Source organism: Sphingobium sp. LB126 (assembly GCF_002795205.1).
GTDB lineage: Bacteria > Pseudomonadota > Alphaproteobacteria > Sphingomonadales > Sphingomonadaceae > Sphingobium > Sphingobium chungbukense.
The window spans coordinates 3,027,243-3,046,181 of record NZ_NETV01000001.1; the positions used below are offsets into that span (position 1 = coordinate 3,027,243).

Sequence of the window (18,939 nt, forward strand, 5' to 3'; positions counted from 1 at the left end):
AGGTCAACCGCTGTTCAGGCCGCTACCAACTTCGCCTCGCCGTAAAAGGCGGGTTCGTCCAATATCCCTTCGCGCTTGGCGACGACGGTAGCGACCAGTACTTGCCCCGCGACATTGACGGCGGTTCGCCCCATGTCGAGGATCGGGTCGATGGCGAGCAGCAGGCCCGCGCCCTCCAGCGGCAGGCCCAGGGTGGAAAGAGTGAGCGTCAGCATGACGATCGCACCGGTCAGTCCGGCGGTCGCCGCCGATCCCACGACCGACACGAAGACGATCAGGCCATAATCCGCCGCATGCAGGGGAATGTTATAGAAATTGGCGATGAAGATGGCGGCCAGCGCGGGATAGATGGATGCGCAACCGTCCATCTTGGTGGTCGCGGCAAGGGGAATGGCAAAGGCGGCATAGCCCTTTTCGACACCCAGCCGTTCCGTCACGGTTTCGGTGACGGGCATGGTGCCGACCGAGGATCGCGATACGAAGCCCAGTTGGATCGCCGGCCATGCCTTGGCGAAGAAGGGCAGGGGTTTCAGGCCATTGGCGATCAGCAGCAGGGGATAGACGACCAGCAACACCAGCGCGAGACCGAGATAGACCGCGCCTGCGAAAGTGCCGAGCTGGGCGAGCGCGCTCCAGCCATAGGTGGCGATCGCGCTGCCGATCAGCGCGGCCGATCCGATGGGAGTGAGGCGGATGATCCACCCCAGGATCGCGCGCACGACTGCGAGCAGCGACCGCACGAAGGCCAGGAACGGTTCGGCCTTGTCCCCGACCTTGAGCGTCGCGAGGCCCACGGCGATCGAGATCACCAGAAGCTGGAGGATGTTGAAGGAAAGGGTCGTGGTGGCGCCGGTTTCCGCGACCTTGGTGCTGGCCGACAGGGCGAAGCTGTTGCCGGGGACGAGGCCTTTGAGGAAATCGAGCCAGCCGCCCATGGAATCCGGCTTGCCGACCGGCAGCGCCTGGTCATGCAAGCCGGCGCCCGGCTGGATGATCAGGCCGATGGCCAAGCCGATGATCACGGCGATGAGCGCGGTGAAGGCGAACCAGAGCAGCGTCTGCCCCGCCAGTCGCGCCGCGTTGTCGAGCGCGCGCAGATTGGCGATCGAGGCGACGATCGCTGCGAAGACCAGCGGCGGGACGACCGCCTTCAGCAGCGAGACGAAGATCGATCCCGTCGTCTTGAGCGCTGTCGCCAAACCGTTGAGTTCGCCATTCGGCCCGGTTCCCAGCGACCGCGCGACAAGGCCGAGCGCCAAACCGAGCGCCATGCCGGCCAGGACCTGAAATCCGAAACTGCGATAGTTGAGGGCCATGGTTCCATTTCCTCGCGACAACCGGCGCGCGATATGGGGAGCGACCTCGCCAAATGCGCACAAGCAATTCTTTATGGGGATGAACGCGGATAAGGACGCCCTCTTTCCGCAGTACTGACGTCCAAACGGATTGGCCGCCGCGATCCGCTATGCCACACGGAATGGCGAAATCCAGCATGGAGATGCGATTTGTTGAGAAGATGGGTGGTTCTGGCGGCGCTGCTGTTATCCCAGGCCGCGCAGGCAGCGGGCGATCCGCTATTGGCAAAGGCGGTGTTGATGAAATCCATCGCTTTCCGCACCGTGGAGGGGGAGGGACAGGTTCCCGCGCTGGCCGCCTATTACGCCTCGATATTGAAAGAGGCCGGATTTGCCGGCGCGGAGATCGAGATCACGCCCATGGGTGAAACGGCTATGCTGGCCGCGACGATCCAGGGCAGCGATCCCCGGCTCAAGCCGCTGTTGATGATCGGCCATATGGATGTGGTGGCGGCGAATGCGGCGGACTGGAAGCGCGATCCTTTCGCGCCGGTCGAGGAGAAAGGCTATATTTTCGGCCGGGGAGCGGAAGACAATAAATATGATGTCGCCATGATGGTGGCGACCATGGCCGGGTTGAAGCGCGCGGGCTGGCAACCACGCCGTACCGTTACCCTGCTGCTGTCGGGGGACGAGGAAACCCATATGGCGACGAGCCGGATACTGGCGGCGAAATACAAGGATGCCGAATTGCTGCTGAACGGCGATGGCGGCGGCGGCCTGCTCAACGAAGAGGGGCGGCCGGTGCTGTATCAGTTGCAGGCGGGGGAGAAGACCTATGCCGATTTCGAGATCGGCTTTACCGATCCGGGCGGCCATAGCAGCGCGCCGACGCCGGGCAATCCCATCTATCGCATGGCGCGGGCGATCGACCGGATCGCGGCCTATCGCTTCGCGCCGATGCGCAATGAACTGACGAAGGCGTCCTTGCTCCTGTCTGCCGACCGGATCGGCGGAGAGGTCGGCGTCGCCATGCGGAGCTATGCGAAAAACGGCGACGCAAGGTCTGCCGATCTTCTGTCCGAATATCCCGAATTCATCGGGCAGGTGCGGACCACCTGCGTCGCCACCATGGCACAGGCGGGACATGCGCTGAACGCCCTGCCGCAAAGCGCGAGGGTCAGTGTGAATTGCCGTATCTTCCCCGGTGTCGCGATCGAGACGGTCAAGGCCGAGCTGGAGCGGGTGGTGGCGGATTCGAGCGCGTCGATGACAGTGCTGGACGATCCCGCGGGCAGCGATGCCTCACCGTTGCGGGCGGATGTGATGAGAGCGGTGACGGCGGCGATCTCGGCCCGGCATCCGGGCATTCCGGTCATTCCCACCATGTCGGCGGGGGCGACGGACAGCCTTCATTTCCGGGCGCTGGGCGTCCCCTGCTATGGGGTGTCCGGCCTGTTCCAGCGGGGCGAGGACGGTTTTGCCCATGGGCTGGACGAGAGGGTTCCGGTGGCCGGTATCCCGGCGGCGCTGGGCCAGTGGGAAAGCATTGTGAAGGCGCTGGCGGGGTGAAAAGTCCATGAATGCCATGGCGAAATGAAAGGGGTTCGCCATGGCATTTGTTTCGGAAATGAAACGGTATTGAGTTACCCGCGCTCTGCCGCCACGCTGTTCGCGGCCGACAGCACGGCCTGGACCGAAGCGGTCGCGATGTCGGTGTCGGTGCCGATGCCGAAGATGGTGCGGCCGTCGGGCGTGCGGCATTCGACATAGGCGGCCGCCGCGACGTCCGTGCCCGCGCCGATGGCATGTTCGCTATAGTCGGCGACCTCCAGATCGACGCCCAGCTCGTCGCGCAGAGCGGCCAGCACGGAAGAGATCAGGCCGTTGCCCCGGCCGGAAATGCTCCGTTCGCCGCCCTTGTGCGCGATCTTGCCGGTGAAGATGCGGTCGCCCGCGGCGCCGCTCTCATGATAGTCGATCAGGCTGTAGGGCTGCTCGCCCGCCAGACGGTAATGGGTTTCGAACGCGCCCCAGATGTCGGCGGCGTTCAACTCGCGGCTGCTCTGGTCGGCCAGCGCCTGCACGACCTTGGAGAAGTCGGCCTGCATCCGCTTGGGCAGTTTCAGCCCCTTGTCCTGTTGCAGCACCCAGGCGACGCCGCCCTTGCCGGACTGCGAATTGACGCGGATCACCGCTTCATAGTCGCGGCCCAGATCTTTGGGGTCGATCGGCAGATAGGGCACGTCCCAGATCTGGTCGTTGCGCGCCTCCTGGCTCGCGAAGCCCTTCTTGATCGCGTCCTGATGGCTGCCGGAAAAGGCCGTGAACACCAGTTCGCCCGCATAGGGATGGCGGGGATGGACCGGCAACTGGTTGCAATATTCGACGGTCTGGATGACTTCGTCGATGTCGCTGAAATCCAGGCCGGGATTGATGCCCTGGGTGTACATGTTGAGCGCCACCGTCACCAGGTCGCAATTGCCGGTGCGTTCGCCATTGCCGAACAGGCAGCCCTCGACGCGATCCGCGCCCGCCATCATGCCCAGTTCCGCCGCCGCGACGCCAGTGCCCCGGTCATTATGGGTGTGCAGCGAGATCACCACGCTGTCGCGCCTGGAAATGTTGCGGCAGATCCATTCGATCTGGTCGGCATAGATATTGGGGGTAGCCGCCTCGACCGTGGCGGGCAGGTTCAGGATCAGAGGGCGATCCGGCGTCGGGCGCAGGATGTCCATCACCGCCTCGCAGCATTCCAGGCTGAAATCCAGCTCGGCGGTGGAGAAGGTTTCCGGCGAATATTCGAAATGCCAGTCGGTGTCCGGCTGCTTCGCGGCATTGTCGCGCAGCAGCTTGGCGGCGTTGATCGCGATTTCCTTGATCTGCGGCCGGTCCATCTGGAACACGATGTTGCGCCATGCCGGGGAGACGGCGTTATAGACGTGGACGATGGCCTTCTTCGCGCCGCGCAGGGATTCGAAGGTGGTGGCGATCAGGTCTTCGCGGGCTTGCGTCAGCACCTGCGGGAACACGTCGTCGGGGATCGCGCCTTCACGCACCAGACCGGAAATGAAGTCGAACTCGGTGGCGCCCGCGCTGGGGAAGCCGACCTCGATCTCCTTGACGCCGACCTTCACCAGCAGGTCGAAGAAGCGGCGCTTCTTTTCCGCGTTCATCGGGTCGATCAGCGATTGGTTGCCGTCGCGCATGTCGGTCGACAGCCAGCGCGGCGGCGCGGTGATGACGTTCGAGGGCCACTGGCGATTGGGCAGGTCGACCTGCGGGAAGGGCCGGTATTTCAGCGAGGGATCGTTCAGCATCATGGGAAAGCTACTTCTCTGCATACGGGCGGCCGCAGCCTGCCCGGTGGTACGACTATCTGCTTGATTATGCCCTTAGGCGTATGGCCGCGTCATTCAAGCGAAGAGCAGCACAAATACCACGCCTAAGGGCGTGTAAGTCGTAGCAGGGGAAGAAGCGCGCGCTGCATGATGGGGCGGCTTTACCCGGAGTTGGGGGAAAGCGCAAGGTTGGTGTTCTTTGTGGATGAGGGGGAGCGGGCCTGCGGCCCGCGCGGTCCTTTGGACCGCAACCCCCTCACCCAGCTACGACTAGGCAGCAAGCTGCCAAGTCTGCGCAGCCCTCTCCCTCAAGGGGAGAGGGGTATTGAGGCGCTTATTTCTGGAAGGCGACGATGATCTTCAATTCCACATTGTCGCCGACCATGGGCACGCCATAGCCCATGCCGAAATCGCTGCGCTTGATCGTGGTGGTGGCGACGAAGCCGACATTCTCCTTGCCGCCCATCATCGCCGGGGCCTTGCCCGCGCCATAGAATTCGGTGTCGAGCGTCACCGGCTTGGTCACGCCCTTGATCGTCAGGTTGCCGCTGATTTCCGCTTCCGTGCCCTGTACCTTCACGCCGGTCGAGACGAAGGTGGCCTTGGGGAATTTCGCGGAATCGAAGAATTCCGGCTTCATCAGATGTTCGTCCAGCTTGGCGATGCCGGTCTTCAGGTTGGTGACGGGAACCTCGACCGAAACCTTGGCGGCGGACGGATTCTTCGGATCGAGCGTCAGCGTGCCGGTCGATTCGGAAATGACGCCCATATTGTTGGAAAAGCCCATATGGTCATAGGCGAAGACGATCTGGGTATGGCCGGGGTCGATGGTATAGCTGCCCCCCGTGACGCGCGCGGCGTCCTTTGCGCCGGGGGCCGCGGGCATTTGCTGGGCGACGACGACGCTGCCGCCGGCAAGGGCGATGAGCGCAGCGGCGGGGATCAGATATTTGCGCATGAAGGATATTCTCCGGAAACGTTCAGGGGACGCTGCCAGAATAGGCAACGTCCCCCGATTGTTCCAGAGCCGTAACCGGAAACAAAGGGTTACCGGTTGAGACCTCTTAGGCGTTTGCATCAAGCCGCCCTGGACCCCGGCCTTCGCCGGGGTGACGGCCGATGCGTGGCCGTCAGTTCTTGTCCTTGTCGACCAGCTTGTTCGCGCCGATCCAGGGCATCATGGCGCGCAGCTTGGCGCCGGTTTCCTCGATCGGGTGGCGCTGGGCGGCGATGCGGCTGGCCTTGAGTTCCGGCTGGCCGGCGCGGTTGTCGAGCACGAAGTCCTTGACGAAGCGGCCCGACTGGATGTCGGCCAGGACGCGCTTCATTTCCTTCTTGGTTTCTTCGGTGATGATGCGCGGGCCGGTCTTGATGTCGCCATATTCGGCGGTGTTCGAGATCGAGTAGCGCATGTTGGCGATGCCGCCTTCATACATCAGGTCGACGATCAGCTTCAACTCGTGGAGGCATTCGAAATAGGCCATTTCCGGGGCGTAGCCGGCTTCCACCAGCGTTTCGAAACCGGCCTGGACCAGCGCGGTAGCGCCGCCGCACAGCACGGCCTGCTCGCCGAACAGGTCGGTTTCGCATTCCTCGCGGAAGTTGGTTTCGATGATGCCGCTGCGGCCGCCGCCGACGCCCGAAGCGTAGGAGAGGGCGATGTCATGCGCATTGCCGGTCGCGTCCTGATGGACGGCGATCAGGCAGGGCACGCCGCCGCCGCGCTGATATTCGCTGCGGACGGTATGGCCCGGACCCTTGGGCGCGATCATGATCACGTCGACGTCGGCACGCGGCTCGATCAGGCCGAAATGCACGTTGAGGCCATGCGCGAAGGCGAGTGCGGCGCCGGGGCGCAGATTGGCGTGGATGTCGGCGGCATAGATGGCGGCCTGATGCTCGTCGGGCGCCAGGATCATGAGCACGTCGGCCCATGCGGCGGCGTCGGCGTTCGACAGAACCTTGAAACCGGCGCCTTCGGCCTTCTTGGCGCTGGGCGAACCGGGGCGCAGGGCGATGGCGACTTCGGTGACGCCCGAGTCACGCAGGTTCTGGGCATGGGCGTGGCCCTGCGAGCCGTAGCCGAGGATGGCGACCTTCTTGCCCTTGATCAGGCCGATGTCGGCGTCGCGGTCGTAATACACCTTCATTTGACGTTCCTTCTTTCAGTTCGGTCGGCGCCTTGCGGAGCCTGGATTTGCGGTGAGGGGGAACCACCTGCGCGCGGGGGAGGGGTTTTCGCCCTCACCCTCCCACCGCTGCGCGGTAGGCCCCTCCCTCTCCCGGTGGGAGAGGGGTTATTTCCCTGGAGCGCACCGCGCTCCAGCTATGTGTTGTCGCATCGTTGGCGCAGAAAACCGGTGCCCACTTTTCTGCACGATGCTTCAGTTCGGCTCCTTGCCGCGGATCAGGCCGACGACGCCGGTGCGGCCGACTTCGACCAGGCCGATCTGCCGCATCAGGGCGACGAAATTGTCGATCTTGTCGGTGGTGCCGGTGATCTCGAAGATGAAGCTCTCGATCGTGGTGTCGACCACCTTGGCGCGGAAGACGTCGGCCAGGCGCAGCGCCTCTATCCGGTCCTCGCCCACGCCAGCCACCTTGACCAGCGCCAGTTCGCGCTCGACGAAGGGGCCGTTGTCGGTGAGGTCCGTGACCTTGTGCACCGGCACCAGCCGGTCGAGCTGGGCGATGATCTGGTCGATCACCTTAGGCGGCCCGCTGGTGACGATGGTTATGCGGCTGATCGCATGGTCCGGGGTGATGTCGGCCACGGTCAGGCTGTCGATATTATAGCCGCGCGCGGTGAACAGGCCCGCGATGCGCGCCAATATGCCCGCTTCGTTCGAAACCGTCAGCGACAGGACATGCCGCTCGCTATACTCTTCCTGAATATGCATCAGATCGTTCCGTTATCCGCTTCTTCGCGCGATTCTCCGCCTTCATGGCGCTGCGAAATCATGCCCGTGAAGGCGTAGTGCCAACTGCCGTCGTCCCTGTGGGCGAGACGCACCGGAAAGCCCGCAATCGCGTCGAACATCCGTTCCAGATGCTCGCCCACATAGCGGGGGCTGACCAGCAGGCGGCCGATATGGCGTTCGTGAAAGTCGAAGCCCGTATCCAGATGAACTTCCCAATCCTCATTTTCGGGATCGCTATGGTCCACCGTCCAGCCCGTCAGTTCGGACGTGCCGGCAATCCGTTCGAAATCGAACGGTTCGCTCACATGAATGCGGAGCTTGAGATGTTGCGTCACATCCCCATCCTCACACCAGCGCCTTCGCCTCATCCGACAGGGTGCCCTCGACCTGGCTGGGGTCGAGCAGCATGTCGGTATGAGCCGCGCCCGACGGGATCATCGGGAAGCAGTTGGAAAGCTTCGCCACGCGGCAGTCCACGATCACCGGGCCGGGCGTGTCGATCATCTGGCGGATGCCCGCTTCCAGTTCCTGCGGGCCTTCGATGCGGATGCCGGTCCAGCCATAAGCTTCGGCCAGCTTCACGAAGTCGGGCAGGCTGTCCGAATAGCTGTTGGAATAGCGGCTTTCATAGGTCAGTTCCTGCCATTGGCGGACCATGCCCATATATTCATTGTTCAGGATGAAGATCTTGACCGGCAGGCGATATTGCGTGGCGGTGCCCATTTCCTGGATGTTCATCTGGATCGAGGCGTCGCCCGCGACGCAGACCACCAGGCTGTCGGGATTGCCGACCTGCGCGCCGATGGCCGCCGGGAAGCCATAGCCCATGGTGCCGAGGCCGCCGGAGGTCAGCCATTTATTGGGTTCATCGAAACCGAAATGCTGGGCCGCCCACATCTGATGCTGGCCGACTTCGGTGGTGATGATGACGTCCTTTGCCGACCGTGAGGCCTTGTAGAGCTGCGCGATCGCCTCCTGCGGCATGATCTCTTCGTGGCTGTCGGGATAGGCGAGGCAGTTGCGCGCGCGCCAGCCGTCGATCCGGGCCCACCATTCGGAAAGGTCCGCCGCCTTGTGGCCACGATCCTTCCACAGCGCGATCATGTCGGTCAGCGCGCTGGCGACATCGGCGATGACGGGCAGATCGACCTCGACCGTCTTGTTGATCGAGCTGCGGTCGATGTCGATGTGGATCTTCTTCGCGTTGGGCGCGAAGGCATCCAGACGGCCGGTCACGCGGTCGTCGAAGCGGGCGCCGACGCAGACGATCAGGTCCGCCTTGTTCATCGCCCAATTGGCTTCATAGGTGCCGTGCATGCCCAGCATCCCGACCCATTGCGGCGCGGAAGCGGGATAGGCGCCCAGGCCCATCAGCGTCGATGTGACGGGCGCGCCGGTCAGCGCCGCGATCTCCCGCAGCAGCGTGGACGCTTCCGGACCGGAATTGATGACGCCGCCGCCCGTGTAGAAGATCGGGCGCCGGGCAGCCGCCAGCATCTCGACCGCGCTGGCGATCGCGGCCGGGTCCGCCTTGGTCTGCGGGTGGTAGCTGGCATGCTCGAACGTCTCGGGCTTTTCATAAGGCGCCGTCGCGATCTGGACGTTCTTGGGAATGTCGATGACGACCGGGCCGGGGCGGCCGGTGGTGGCGATATGGAAGGCTTCGTGGATGACGCTGGCCAGCTTGTTCGGCGACTTCACCAGATAATTATGCTTAGTGCAGTGGCGCGTGATGCCGACCGTGTCCGCTTCCTGGAAAGCGTCGGTGCCGATCAGTTGCGTCGGAACCTGGCCGGTGATGACGACCATCGGGATCGAATCCATCAGCGCGTCGGTGATGCCGGTGACGGCATTGGTCGCGCCGGGGCCGGAGGTGACGAGCACGACGCCGGGCTTGCCGGTCGAACGCGCATAACCCTCCGCCATATGGGTCGCGCCCTGTTCGTGGCGAACGAGCACGTGGCGGATCTTCGGATGATTGAAGAGTGCGTCATAAATGGGCAGCACCGCGCCGCCCGGATAGCCGAACACGACCTCGACCCCCAGGTCGATCAGGCACTCAACCAATATGTCCGCGCCGCTCTTTTCGGCCACGATAAGATCCTTCCGCTTGATGCAGGTGGGCCATCTGCGCCAGATCAGGCACGATGGCAAGGCGGCTGCGTCTATTGGACATAAAATGGCAAGTCAATAGTTATTGTTGTAATTTTATTACCAGTTCATCCACAATTTTATCATCTATTGATCGTGTTTCGCGGGGCCACGCCGCCGGGGGTTGGCGGGAAAACCAGGTATATTGGCGCTTGGCATATTGGCGCGTGGCGATCCGTCCCCTTTCCAGCATGGTTTCGCGATCGATCGCGCCCCGCAGCCAGTCCGCGATGTCCGGAACGCCGATCGCGCGCATGACGGGCAGGTCGGCCGCGAGTTGCCGCGCGAGCAATGCCTCCACCTCCGCTACGGCGCCGCCATCGATCATCTGTTCGAAACGCTGGTCGCATCGCGCGATGAGCCAGTCGCGGGGGGGCAAGAGGATAAGGGGCGACAGCGTTATGCGGTCGCCTATGCCGCCGCTCTTATATTGCTGCCACGCCCGCAGGGGCTTGCCGGTCGAGCGGATCACCTCCAGCGCACGGGCGACGCGGGTGGTATCGGCCGGGGCAAGGCGGGCAGCGGCTTCCGGGTCTTCGGCGGCGAGGGCCGTGTGCGCCTCCGCCACCGGCATGGCGCGAATGGATGCGCGGATATCGGCATCGATGTCGGGAACCGGAGCAATGCCGTCGAGCAGCGTCCTGAGGTAGAGGCCCGTGCCGCCGACGAGGATGGGAAGGCGCCCTTCATCAAGTGCCCTGTCCACCTCCAGACGCGCCTCGGCGGCCCAGCGCGCGGCCGTGCAGGCTTGCGCGCCGTCGATATGGCCGAAGAGGCGGTGCGGGGCCCGGGTCATTTCCGCCGGCGAGGGGCGGGCGGAAAGGATCTGGAGGTCGGCATAGACCTGGCTGGCGTCGGCATTGATGACGACGCCATTCGCTGCGCGGGCGAGCCGAACCGCAAGCGCGCTCTTGCCGCTGGCGGTAGGCCCGGCAATAAGCGCGACGCGTGGGCGGGATTCGCCCTTCGAAGTATCAGGAGTATCCATGTTCGTCGCGACCTTAGTGGCAAGTGCGGCCTTGAGTCAGGACAATATTGCCGAGGCCGTCGGACGGCTGGCAACGGCGGGGTGCGCGCCCGTCGATAGCCAGTGGCTGGACGAGGACAAGGCGGCCGACATTTTCTTCGGGCAGGACCCGGTCGCGGCGCGGGCCGCCCTGACAGATGTGGGCGAAAAAGTCGACGTGATCGTCCAACTGGCCGAGGGGCGCGAGAAGAAACTGCTGATCGCGGACATGGATTCCACCATGATCACGGTCGAGTGCATCGATGAACTGGCCGATTATGCCGGGATCAAACCGCAGATCGCGGAAATCACGGAGCGGGCGATGCGCGGCGAACTGGATTTTGCGGGCGCGCTGCATGAGCGCGTGGCATTGCTCAAGGGACTGGCGGACGGAGCCATCGACCAGTGCCGGACCGAGCGGGTGAAGATCATGGGCGGAGCGAAGGCCCTTGTGCGCACGATGAAGGCGCGGGGAGCTAGGACCCTGCTCGTATCAGGTGGTTTCACGCGCTTCACCGGGCCGGTCGCCGAAGAAATCGGCTTCGACGCTGCCGTTGCCAATGTGCTGGAGATTGCGGACGGAGCGTTGCTGGGCACGGTGACGATGCCGATCGTGGACGCGGCGCGCAAACGCGCCGAACTGGAAGCGGCGATCGAGGGAGGGATCGATCGGGCCCTGACGCTGGCCGTGGGCGATGGCGCCAACGACATTCCCATGATCCAGGGAGCCGCGCTGGGCGTCGCCTATCATGCCAAGCCCAAGACAAGGGAGGCGGCTGGCGCGGAGATCGTGCATGGCGACCTGTCCGTGCTCCTCTATGCGCAGGGCATCGCTTCGGCGGAATGGGTCGACGGCTGATCGGTCTTCGGCACGGTTAAGCGCTGCTTAAGCACCGTTCGTCGTCATTTCGGGCCGGTAATGGAATCGAATTCCACCTTCGCTCGTTTCACCTGCGCTGCACTCCGCAGTGTCCAAATCTAGCCGGCGCACGGTCCTCGTAGCGCCAAGGGAGAGGGTATGAAAATCAGGTTATTGGCACTTCTCGGCGGTACGGCGCTTGCCTTGAGCGCCTGCGCGTCGACGAGGGATGAACCTGTCGCACCTGCGCCGCCGGTCGGTCCTGGGGCGATCAGCGGCACCGTCGCGGCGGACCGCAACGGCGACGGCATTGTCGATGGCTATTATTCGCCCGACGGCATGTATCATGAGATCCAGGGTCCGCCCTGTCCGCCGCCCCCGCCGCCTCCGCCGCCCTCGCGTCGTGGAGAACGCGGCTGACAAAGGCATCTGTTCGGGCGCGGCATCATCGCCGCGCCCCTTTTCATCGGATGATATGGGCTTCGGCACTGTTGCTTGCCCCCTGGCCCGGACAGGTCATCGCACAATCCAGCGCGACGTCGGAAGCCGCACGGACCAGCGTGGCCGCTGAAATCCGTTCGTCGGTCGGCGGGAAGCTCAGGGATTTCTACGGCCCGCGCGGCTATTGGCCGCTCTGGATCGAAAAGGGCAAGGTCGGGCCGCAAGGCGACGCGCTGATCGCCCTTATGGAGGGTGCGGATGCGGATGGGCTGAAACCCGGCGATTATGATCTCCGCGCGTTGAAGAGGTTGAAGGGCGACGCCGATGCGAACGGCGATCCCAAGCTTCTGGCGCGTGCGGATCTTGCCTTTTCCAAGGCCTTCGCCGCGTTGGTGAGCGACATGCGCAAGCCTTCGCGCAAGGTGAAGGTGCGTTATCTCGATCCGGAGGTGGAACCGAAGGACGAGGAGCCGCGGGAGATATTGCGGGCCGCGGCAGTGGTGCCATCCTTTGTCGATTATGTGAAGGATATCGGCTGGATGAATCCCTTCTACGTGAAGCTGCGCAAAGCGCGGACGGGGTTCGCCGAGAGGTGGAGCGGCCTGCCGCAGGTTGCGCTACCGGCCGATGTGAGGCTGCGTCCCGGCATGAAGTCCGGCGCCGCGCCCTTGCGGCGGCGGCTGGGGCTGGAGAGCGGCGCTGCCTATGACAAGGTGCTGGCCGCGAAGGTGAAGGCCTTCCAGGGCGACCATGGCCTGAAGCCCGATGGTGTTGCGGGAACGGCCACCATTGAAGCGCTCAATCGTGGTGACGGCTATTATGATCGTTTGATCGCGCTCAATCTGGAGCGCGCGCGGTTGCTGCCCGGACCCTATACGCGGCATGTGGTGGTCGACGCGGCCTCCGCGCGGCTCTGGTATTTCAGCAAGGGCGCGCAGGACGGCACGATGAAGGTCGTGGTCGGCGCGAAGGAAAGCCAGACGCCGATGATGGCGGGCATGGTGCGCTATGCGACGCTCAATCCCTATTGGAACGTGCCGTCCGATCTGGTCGAGCGCAAGCTGGCGCCGAAGATGCTGAACGGCGCATCGCTGACCAAATTGCATTACGAGGCGCTGTCCGACTGGAGCGTCAATGCGCAAAGGCTCGACCCGGCGAATATCGACTGGCGAGCCGTGGCCGACGGCCGGACGGAACTGCGCGTGCGCCAGCTTCCCGGCGGCGACAATGCGATGGGGAAGGTCAAGTTCATGTTCCCCAATGACCTCGGCATCTACCTGCACGATACGCCCTCGCGCGATCTTCTGGCGAAACCGGCGCGACAGTTCAGCAATGGCTGCGTGCGGTTGGAGGATGCGCAACGGCTGGGGCGCTGGTTCTTCGGAAGGCCGCTCAAGGCCGAGAGCGACAAGCCGGAGCAGCATGAACCCTTGCCCCAGCCGGTGCCGGTCTACCTGACCTATCTGACCGCGATAGCTTCGGGCGATGGGGTGCAGTTCCTGCCCGATGTCTATGGTCGGGATGTCATGTAGCGCCCGGCAGCCGCCGACGCATCGGCCTGGTTCGGATCATATTCTAAGAGTGCGCTGCGTGAAATCGTACGCAGGCCGCGCGCTCCAAGCTTTTGTTGTCGCATCGTTTCAAGCGCAAAACCGGTTCCCACTTTTGCGCACGATGCTTTAGAGCGCGCTGCGCTAAATCGTACGCGAGCCGCACGCTCTAAGCTTTTGTTGTCGCATCGCTTTAAGCGCAAAACCGGTTCCCACTTTTGCGCACGATGCTCTAGAACCCGGCCATCAGGCCGTCGATCGCCCCTTGCAGGATATAGCTCGCCGCAAGCTTGTCGACCAGTTCGCCCCGGCGGGCGCGGCTGGCGTCGGCTTCCAATAATGTCCGCGTCACCGCCTGGGTCGACCAGCGCTCGTCCCACAGCAGGATCGGCAGGCCCAGGTCCCCGATATTGCGTCCAAAGGCGCGGCTGGCCTGGCTGCGCGGGCTTTCGCTGCCGTCGAGATTGAGCGGCAGGCCGATGACCACGCCCTTCACCTGCTGCTGTTCCATGAAGGCGGCCAGCGCGACCTTGTCCTTGCTGAACTTGCCGCGCGACACGGTATGGGCGGGACTGGCGATCGACCAGCCCGCATCGCACAGCGCAAGGCCGATCGTCTTGGTGCCCACATCGAGACCGATCAGGCGGCCACCATGCGGCAGGGCGTCGCGGAAAACCGCGCGATCGGTGGTGAGGATGGGCATGTCTACTTCTTCAGAAAGGCGGCGAGCCGTTGCTTTGCGTCTTCGCGCACATCGGCCCAGAACAGCGCATAGTCATAGACGTGATAATTATTGCCCGGCAAGGTGAAGGGCCCCATGTCCACCGGCTCCCCGATCATCAGCACGCCGCTGGTGTCGCAGCGCGCCGGGACGATGCCGGGAAGGAGCCGGGTCGGCATGTCGGCGTTCCGGGCGTCGAGCGTGCCGCGATTGGCGCTGGCAGGCGCAGCGCCGTTGAAGGCTCCGGTGATCGGATTGGTGCAGAGCATGTGCGTGCCCTTGTGCGGCTTGCCGGTGAAGCTGGGTTTGCGCTCGAAGCTCTCGATCACGGCGGAAGGATCGGCCGGTTCGGCATAGCTTTGCCAGCTCACGATGCAATGCGACTGGGCGCGCCGCGCGCAGGCGGGCAGGCCCAGGGCAGGAAGGTCCGCTTCGACCGAGATCGGCCAACCCACGGCATAGACGGCGGCGACGCGGTTGGCGACGGGCTTGCCGGCGACCTGTTCGCGCAGAAGCCTGAGCAGATGGAGAGACCCCTGACTGTGCCCGGCAAGGATCAGCGGCCCGTCGGGATTGGCTTTCAGGAAGGCGGCGAAGGCTTGGCTGACGTCGCGATAGGCGACGGCGAGCGCCTGCTCTCCGGCGGGCTTGTCGGTCAGGAAAGCGCCGTAATTGGCCTGGCGATAGCGCGGAGCCCAGATCGAGCCGACGGCGTTGAACGCGCTGGCTTGGCTCTTCACGAACCGCCGGGCGGTGTCGAGCGAGTCCCGGTCGTCGAGGCGCATGTTCCAATGCGCGCCGCCCAGCGTGGTGATGTAGGAGGTCGGGTGGATGAAGAAGACCGCCGCCTTCTGTGCCGACGGCGCGTCCTTCACGCCCTCCGGCGTCCAGAGGGCGGGATTGTCCTTCGCGATGTCGGGGCGGGCGATCCACATCTTGGGATCGTCATAGGCTTGGGCGGGAAGCGGAGCGATCTGCGCGAAATCCTCCCGCGGCACCATCACCATGCGGATCAGTTGCATGCCCCAGATGCGATAGGCCAGCAATGCCGCGATCACCAGCACGATCAGGCCGGCAACGACATAGAGGAACTTGCGGGCCAACAGGCGCTCTCCATCATGGTGGTGTGTTTCTGTCTGGCGCAAGCGCGCCATGCGCGCAAGGACTTGAAGCATAAGAGCGCCAATGGTAGCGGCGGCCCATGTCGATAGACCTTCAGACCGTGAAAAAGATCGCCAGCCTTTCGCGCATTTCGGTGACCGACGCCGAAGCCGAAGCCATGGTGCCCGAACTCAACAACATCCTGGGCTGGGTGGAGCAACTGGGCGAGGTGGACGTGACCGGCGTCGAGCCGATGACCGCCGTCATCCCCAACCATCTGCGCCTGCGCGAGGATGCCGTCACCGACGGCAATGTGCGCGACAAGGTGCTGGCCAATGCGCCGCAGGCCGAACATGGCTTCTTCGCGGTGCCCAAGGTGATCGAATAATGACCGAACTTACCAATCTGACGGTCGCGGAAATCCGCGACGGCTTCCGCGCAGGCGACTTTTCGGCGCGCGAAGTGGCGCAGGCGTTCAACGCCAATGTCGCTGCCGCCAAGGCGCTCAACGCCTTCATCGTCGAGACGCCGGAAAAGGCGCTGGAAGCCGCCGATGCAGCCGACAGGGCGAAGGCCGCGGGTGAGGCGCTGAAACCGCTTTCGGGCGTGCCGATCGGCATGAAGGACCTGTTCTGCACCGAGGGCGTGCAGACGACTGCCGCCAGCCACATGCTGGAAGGCTTCACGCCGACCTACGAGTCCACGGTTTCGAAAAAGCTGTGGGATGCTGGCGCGGGGATGCTGGGCAAGCTCAACCTCGACCAGTTCGCCATGGGATCGTCCAACGAGACGAGCTATTTCGGCAATGTGATCTCGCCCTGGAGGCGGGGTGGCGGCGACAATGCCGCTTTGGCGCCGGGCGGCTCATCGGGTGGGTCTTCGGCGGCGATCTCCGCGCGGCTGTGCCCGGCGGCGACCGGGACCGACACCGGCGGGTCTATCCGCCAGCCCGCCGCCTTCACCGGCATTTCGGGCATCAAGCCGACCTATGGCCGTTGCTCGCGCTGGGGCATCGTGGCCTTCGCCTCGTCGCTCGACCAGGCAGGGCCGATGGCGCGGACGGTGCGCGACAATGCGATCCTGCTGGAGACGATGGCGGGCTTCGACCCCAAGGATTCGACTTCGCTCGATCTGGCCGTGCCGCAGTGGGAAGCCAATCTGTCGAGCGATCTCAAGGGCAAGAAGGTCGGCATTCCCAAGGAATATCGCCCCGATGGCCTGAACGCGGAAATCTCCGCCATGTGGGATCGCGGGATCGAATGGCTGAAGGACGCGGGCGCCGAGGTGGTGGAAGTGTCGCTGCCGCACACGAAGTACGCGCTGCCGACTTACTATATCATCGCGCCTGCCGAGGCTTCGTCGAACCTCGCCCGCTATGACGGCGTGCGGTACGGCCAGCGCGACCTGCCCGATGGAGCGGGCTTGCAGGACATGTATGCCGCCACCCGCGCCTTGGGTTTCGGACCGGAGGTCAAGCGCCGCATCATGATCGGCACCTATGTGCTCTCGGCGGGTTTCTACGACGCCTATTATACGCAGGCGCAGAAGGTGCGGGCGCTGATCGCGCGCGATTTCGAACTGGCGTTCGAGAAGTGCGACCTGCTGCTGACGCCGACCGCGCCCAGCGCATCCTTCGCGCTGGGCGAGAAGCAGGCCGATCCGCTCGCCATGTATCTGAACGACGTCTTCACCGTGCCGGCTTCGTTGGCCGGTTTGCCCGCCATGGCGGTGCCGGGTGGGCTGGACGCGCAAGGACTGCCGCTGGGGCTCCAGATCATCGGCAGGGCGCTGGACGAGCAGACCGTGCTGAATGCGGGCCTTGCGATTGAAGAACGCGCGGGCTTCACGGCGCGGCCGGAGAAATGGTGGTAAGCAATCCGTGCTCCTGCGAACGCAGGAGTCCAGGGCCAACTGGCTCTGCACTCACCCTGGGTTCCTGCCTTCGCAGGAACACTTGAGGACAAGAATATGACTGAATCAACCTATCGCATTCAGGGCGCAACCGGCGAGTGGGAGGTCGTGATCGGCCTGGAAGTCCATGCGCAGGTGACGAGCCAGGCGAAGCTCTTTTCCGGCGCGGCCACGGCTTTCGGCGCGGAGCCGAACACGCAGGTGTCGCTGGTCGACGCCGCCATGCCCGGCATGCTGCCCGTGCCGAACCGGGAGTGCATCCGTCAGGCTGTGCGTACCGGCATGGCGATCGAGGCCAAGATCAACAAATGGTCGCGCTTCGACCGCAAGAATTATTTCTACGCGGACTTGCCGCAGGGCTATCAGATCAGCCAGCTTTATCACCCGTTGGTGGGAGAAGGCGCGATCGAGATCAGCCTGGACGACAAGAATCCCGACGCCGCGACCAAGACGATCGGCATCGAGCGCATCCATGTCGAGCAGGATGCGGGCAAGCTGATGCACGATCAGCATCCGACGCGATCCTATGTCGACCTGAACCGTTCGGGCGTGGCGCTGATGGAGATCGTGTCGAAGCCCGACATGCGTTCGCCCGCCGAGGCCGGGGCCTATCTGTCGAAGCTGCGGACGATCCTGCGCTATGTCGGGTCGTGCGACGGCAATATGGATCAGGGTTCGATGCGTGCCGACGTCAATGTTTCGGTTCGCAAGCCCGGCGACCCGTTCGGCACCCGCACCGAGACGAAGAATGTGAACTCGGTCCGCTTCGTCATGGCGGTGGTCGAGCATGAGGCCAGCCGTCAGGTCGACGTGCTGGAGGCCGGCGGCAAGGTGGTGCAGGAAACCCGGCTTTACGATCCGGACAGGAATGAAACGCGTTCCATGCGGTCGAAGGAAGACGCGCATGACTATCGCTATTTCCCGGACCCGGACCTGCTGCCGCTGGAACTGGACGATGCGTTCCTGGAGGAATGCCGCCAGTCGCTGCCCGAACTGCCGGACGCCAAGCGTCAGCGCTATGAGCAGGCGCTGGGCCTTTCCGCCTATAATGCCGCGACCCTGACCGCCGACGCCGACACGGCCCGCTGGTTCGAGGCATTGCTGGCCGAGGGCGCGCGCATCCAGAAGAAGAGCGAGGGCGAGGTTGCCAAGGCTTCGGCCAACTGGCTGCTGTCGGAGCTTTACGGCGCACTCAATCGCCTGGGCAAAAGCCTGGATGACAGCCCGGTGGGGCCTGAGGAGGGCGCGGAACTGCTGGCCCTGGTCGCGGATGGCACGATCAGCGGCACCATCGCCAAGCAGGTGTTCGAGATCATGCTCGAAACCGGTGAGCGTGCACCGAAGATCGTCGAGGAAAAGGGCCTCAAGCAGACCAGCGACACTGGTGCGATCGAAGCGGCGGTGGCCAAGGTGCTGGCCGACAATGGCGACAAGGTCGAGCAGTACAAGGCGGGCAAGGAAGCGCTGTTCGGCTTCTTCGTCGGCCAGACGATGAAGGCGATGCAGGGCAAGGCCAATCCTCAGGTCGTCAACGAATTGATCAAGAAGGCGCTTGGCTGATCAGTCCATTTTGGTGCGATCTCTGCGTGGCAGGGATCGCACCATCTGTACGTCGGCCATTTGCCGTTTTAAGCCCTTGAAT

Annotated in this window: 17 protein-coding genes; 7 read left to right on the forward strand and 10 right to left on the reverse strand. The window is 64.0% G+C overall.

Features of this window, described 5'->3' with window-relative positions:
* Nucleotides 1-14: 14 nt before the first annotated feature.
* Entirely contained in the window at nt 15-1,316 is a 1,302-nt protein-coding gene (locus tag CAF53_RS14860; protein WP_100238479.1) for a dicarboxylate/amino acid:cation symporter, read from the reverse strand.
* 189 nt (nt 1,317-1,505) lie between these two features.
* Between CAF53_RS14860 and CAF53_RS14865 the strand changes: the two genes are divergently transcribed.
* Nucleotides 1,506-2,867, forward strand: coding sequence for a M20/M25/M40 family metallo-hydrolase (locus CAF53_RS14865; RefSeq protein WP_100238480.1), 1,362 nt, complete (start codon nt 1,506-1,508; stop codon nt 2,865-2,867).
* A gap of 74 nt (nt 2,868-2,941) precedes the next feature.
* On the opposite strand, the gene leuA is transcribed toward CAF53_RS14865, so the two are convergent.
* The 7 genes from leuA to miaA all read right to left on the reverse strand — a co-directional run bounded on the left by leuA (nt 2,942) and on the right by miaA (nt 10,696).
* Complete coding sequence (leuA, locus tag CAF53_RS14870; protein ID WP_046765708.1) at nt 2,942-4,618, reverse strand: 2-isopropylmalate synthase; 1,677 nt, start codon at nt 4,616-4,618, stop codon at nt 2,942-2,944.
* Nucleotides 4,619-4,970: 352 nt separating this feature from the next.
* Nucleotides 4,971-5,594, reverse strand: coding sequence for a YceI family protein (locus tag CAF53_RS14875; RefSeq protein ID WP_100238481.1), 624 nt, complete (start codon nt 5,592-5,594; stop codon nt 4,971-4,973).
* Between the two features lie 172 nt (nt 5,595-5,766).
* Nucleotides 5,767-6,786 (reverse strand): ketol-acid reductoisomerase, encoded by a 1,020-nt coding sequence (gene ilvC, locus CAF53_RS14880; protein WP_100238482.1) that lies wholly within the window; start codon nt 6,784-6,786, stop codon nt 5,767-5,769.
* 234 nt (nt 6,787-7,020) lie between these two features.
* Complete coding sequence (gene ilvN, locus CAF53_RS14885) at nt 7,021-7,536, reverse strand: acetolactate synthase small subunit (protein ID WP_046765711.1); 516 nt, start codon at nt 7,534-7,536, stop codon at nt 7,021-7,023.
* A complete protein-coding gene (locus tag CAF53_RS14890) occupies nt 7,536-7,892 on the reverse strand; it encodes a hypothetical protein (protein WP_100238483.1) in 357 nt (118 codons plus the stop codon). Before CAF53_RS14890 ends, ilvN begins: the two co-directional genes overlap by 1 nt.
* 10 nt (nt 7,893-7,902) lie before the next feature.
* The gene (locus CAF53_RS14895) at nt 7,903-9,651 is read right to left on the reverse strand and encodes an acetolactate synthase 3 large subunit (RefSeq protein WP_100238484.1); all 1,749 of its coding nucleotides are present in this window, start codon (nt 9,649-9,651) and stop codon (nt 7,903-7,905) included.
* Between the two features lie 100 nt (nt 9,652-9,751).
* Nucleotides 9,752-10,696, reverse strand: a complete 945-nt coding sequence (gene miaA / locus CAF53_RS14900) for a tRNA (adenosine(37)-N6)-dimethylallyltransferase MiaA (RefSeq protein ID WP_100238485.1) — start codon at nt 10,694-10,696, stop codon at nt 9,752-9,754.
* Between miaA and serB the strand changes: the two genes are divergently transcribed.
* The 3 genes from serB to CAF53_RS14915 all read left to right on the forward strand — a co-directional run bounded on the left by serB (nt 10,695) and on the right by CAF53_RS14915 (nt 13,546).
* Entirely contained in the window at nt 10,695-11,573 is an 879-nt protein-coding gene (gene serB / locus CAF53_RS14905; RefSeq protein ID WP_100238486.1) for a phosphoserine phosphatase SerB, read from the forward strand. The two genes, miaA and serB, sit on opposite strands and share 2 nt — an antisense overlap.
* A gap of 159 nt (nt 11,574-11,732) precedes the next feature.
* Nucleotides 11,733-11,993, forward strand: a complete 261-nt coding sequence (locus CAF53_RS14910) for a hypothetical protein (protein ID WP_046765716.1) — start codon at nt 11,733-11,735, stop codon at nt 11,991-11,993.
* A 50-nt stretch (nt 11,994-12,043) separates the two neighbouring features.
* Nucleotides 12,044-13,546, forward strand: a complete 1,503-nt coding sequence (locus tag CAF53_RS14915) for a L,D-transpeptidase family protein (protein WP_100238487.1) — start codon at nt 12,044-12,046, stop codon at nt 13,544-13,546.
* A gap of 250 nt (nt 13,547-13,796) precedes the next feature.
* Here CAF53_RS14915 and ruvX read toward each other — a convergent pair whose 3' ends face one another.
* A complete protein-coding gene (gene ruvX / locus CAF53_RS14920; protein WP_100238488.1) occupies nt 13,797-14,267 on the reverse strand; it encodes a Holliday junction resolvase RuvX in 471 nt (156 codons plus the stop codon).
* Nucleotides 14,268-14,269: 2 nt separating this feature from the next.
* Nucleotides 14,270-15,388, reverse strand: a complete 1,119-nt coding sequence (locus CAF53_RS14925; RefSeq protein WP_100238489.1) for a DUF3089 domain-containing protein — start codon at nt 15,386-15,388, stop codon at nt 14,270-14,272.
* A gap of 98 nt (nt 15,389-15,486) precedes the next feature.
* Between CAF53_RS14925 and gatC the strand changes: the two genes are divergently transcribed.
* The 3 genes from gatC (at nt 15,487) to gatB (ending at nt 18,857) form a co-directional block, all read left to right on the forward strand.
* Complete coding sequence (gene gatC / locus CAF53_RS14930; RefSeq protein WP_046765720.1) at nt 15,487-15,774, forward strand: Asp-tRNA(Asn)/Glu-tRNA(Gln) amidotransferase subunit GatC; 288 nt, start codon at nt 15,487-15,489, stop codon at nt 15,772-15,774.
* Complete coding sequence (gene gatA, locus CAF53_RS14935) at nt 15,774-17,258, forward strand: Asp-tRNA(Asn)/Glu-tRNA(Gln) amidotransferase subunit GatA (RefSeq protein ID WP_100238490.1); 1,485 nt, start codon at nt 15,774-15,776, stop codon at nt 17,256-17,258. Before gatC ends, gatA begins: the two co-directional genes overlap by 1 nt.
* A gap of 96 nt (nt 17,259-17,354) precedes the next feature.
* Nucleotides 17,355-18,857 (forward strand): Asp-tRNA(Asn)/Glu-tRNA(Gln) amidotransferase subunit GatB, encoded by a 1,503-nt coding sequence (gene gatB / locus CAF53_RS14940; protein ID WP_100238491.1) that lies wholly within the window; start codon nt 17,355-17,357, stop codon nt 18,855-18,857.
* The last annotated feature ends 82 nt before the right edge of the window (nt 18,858-18,939 follow it).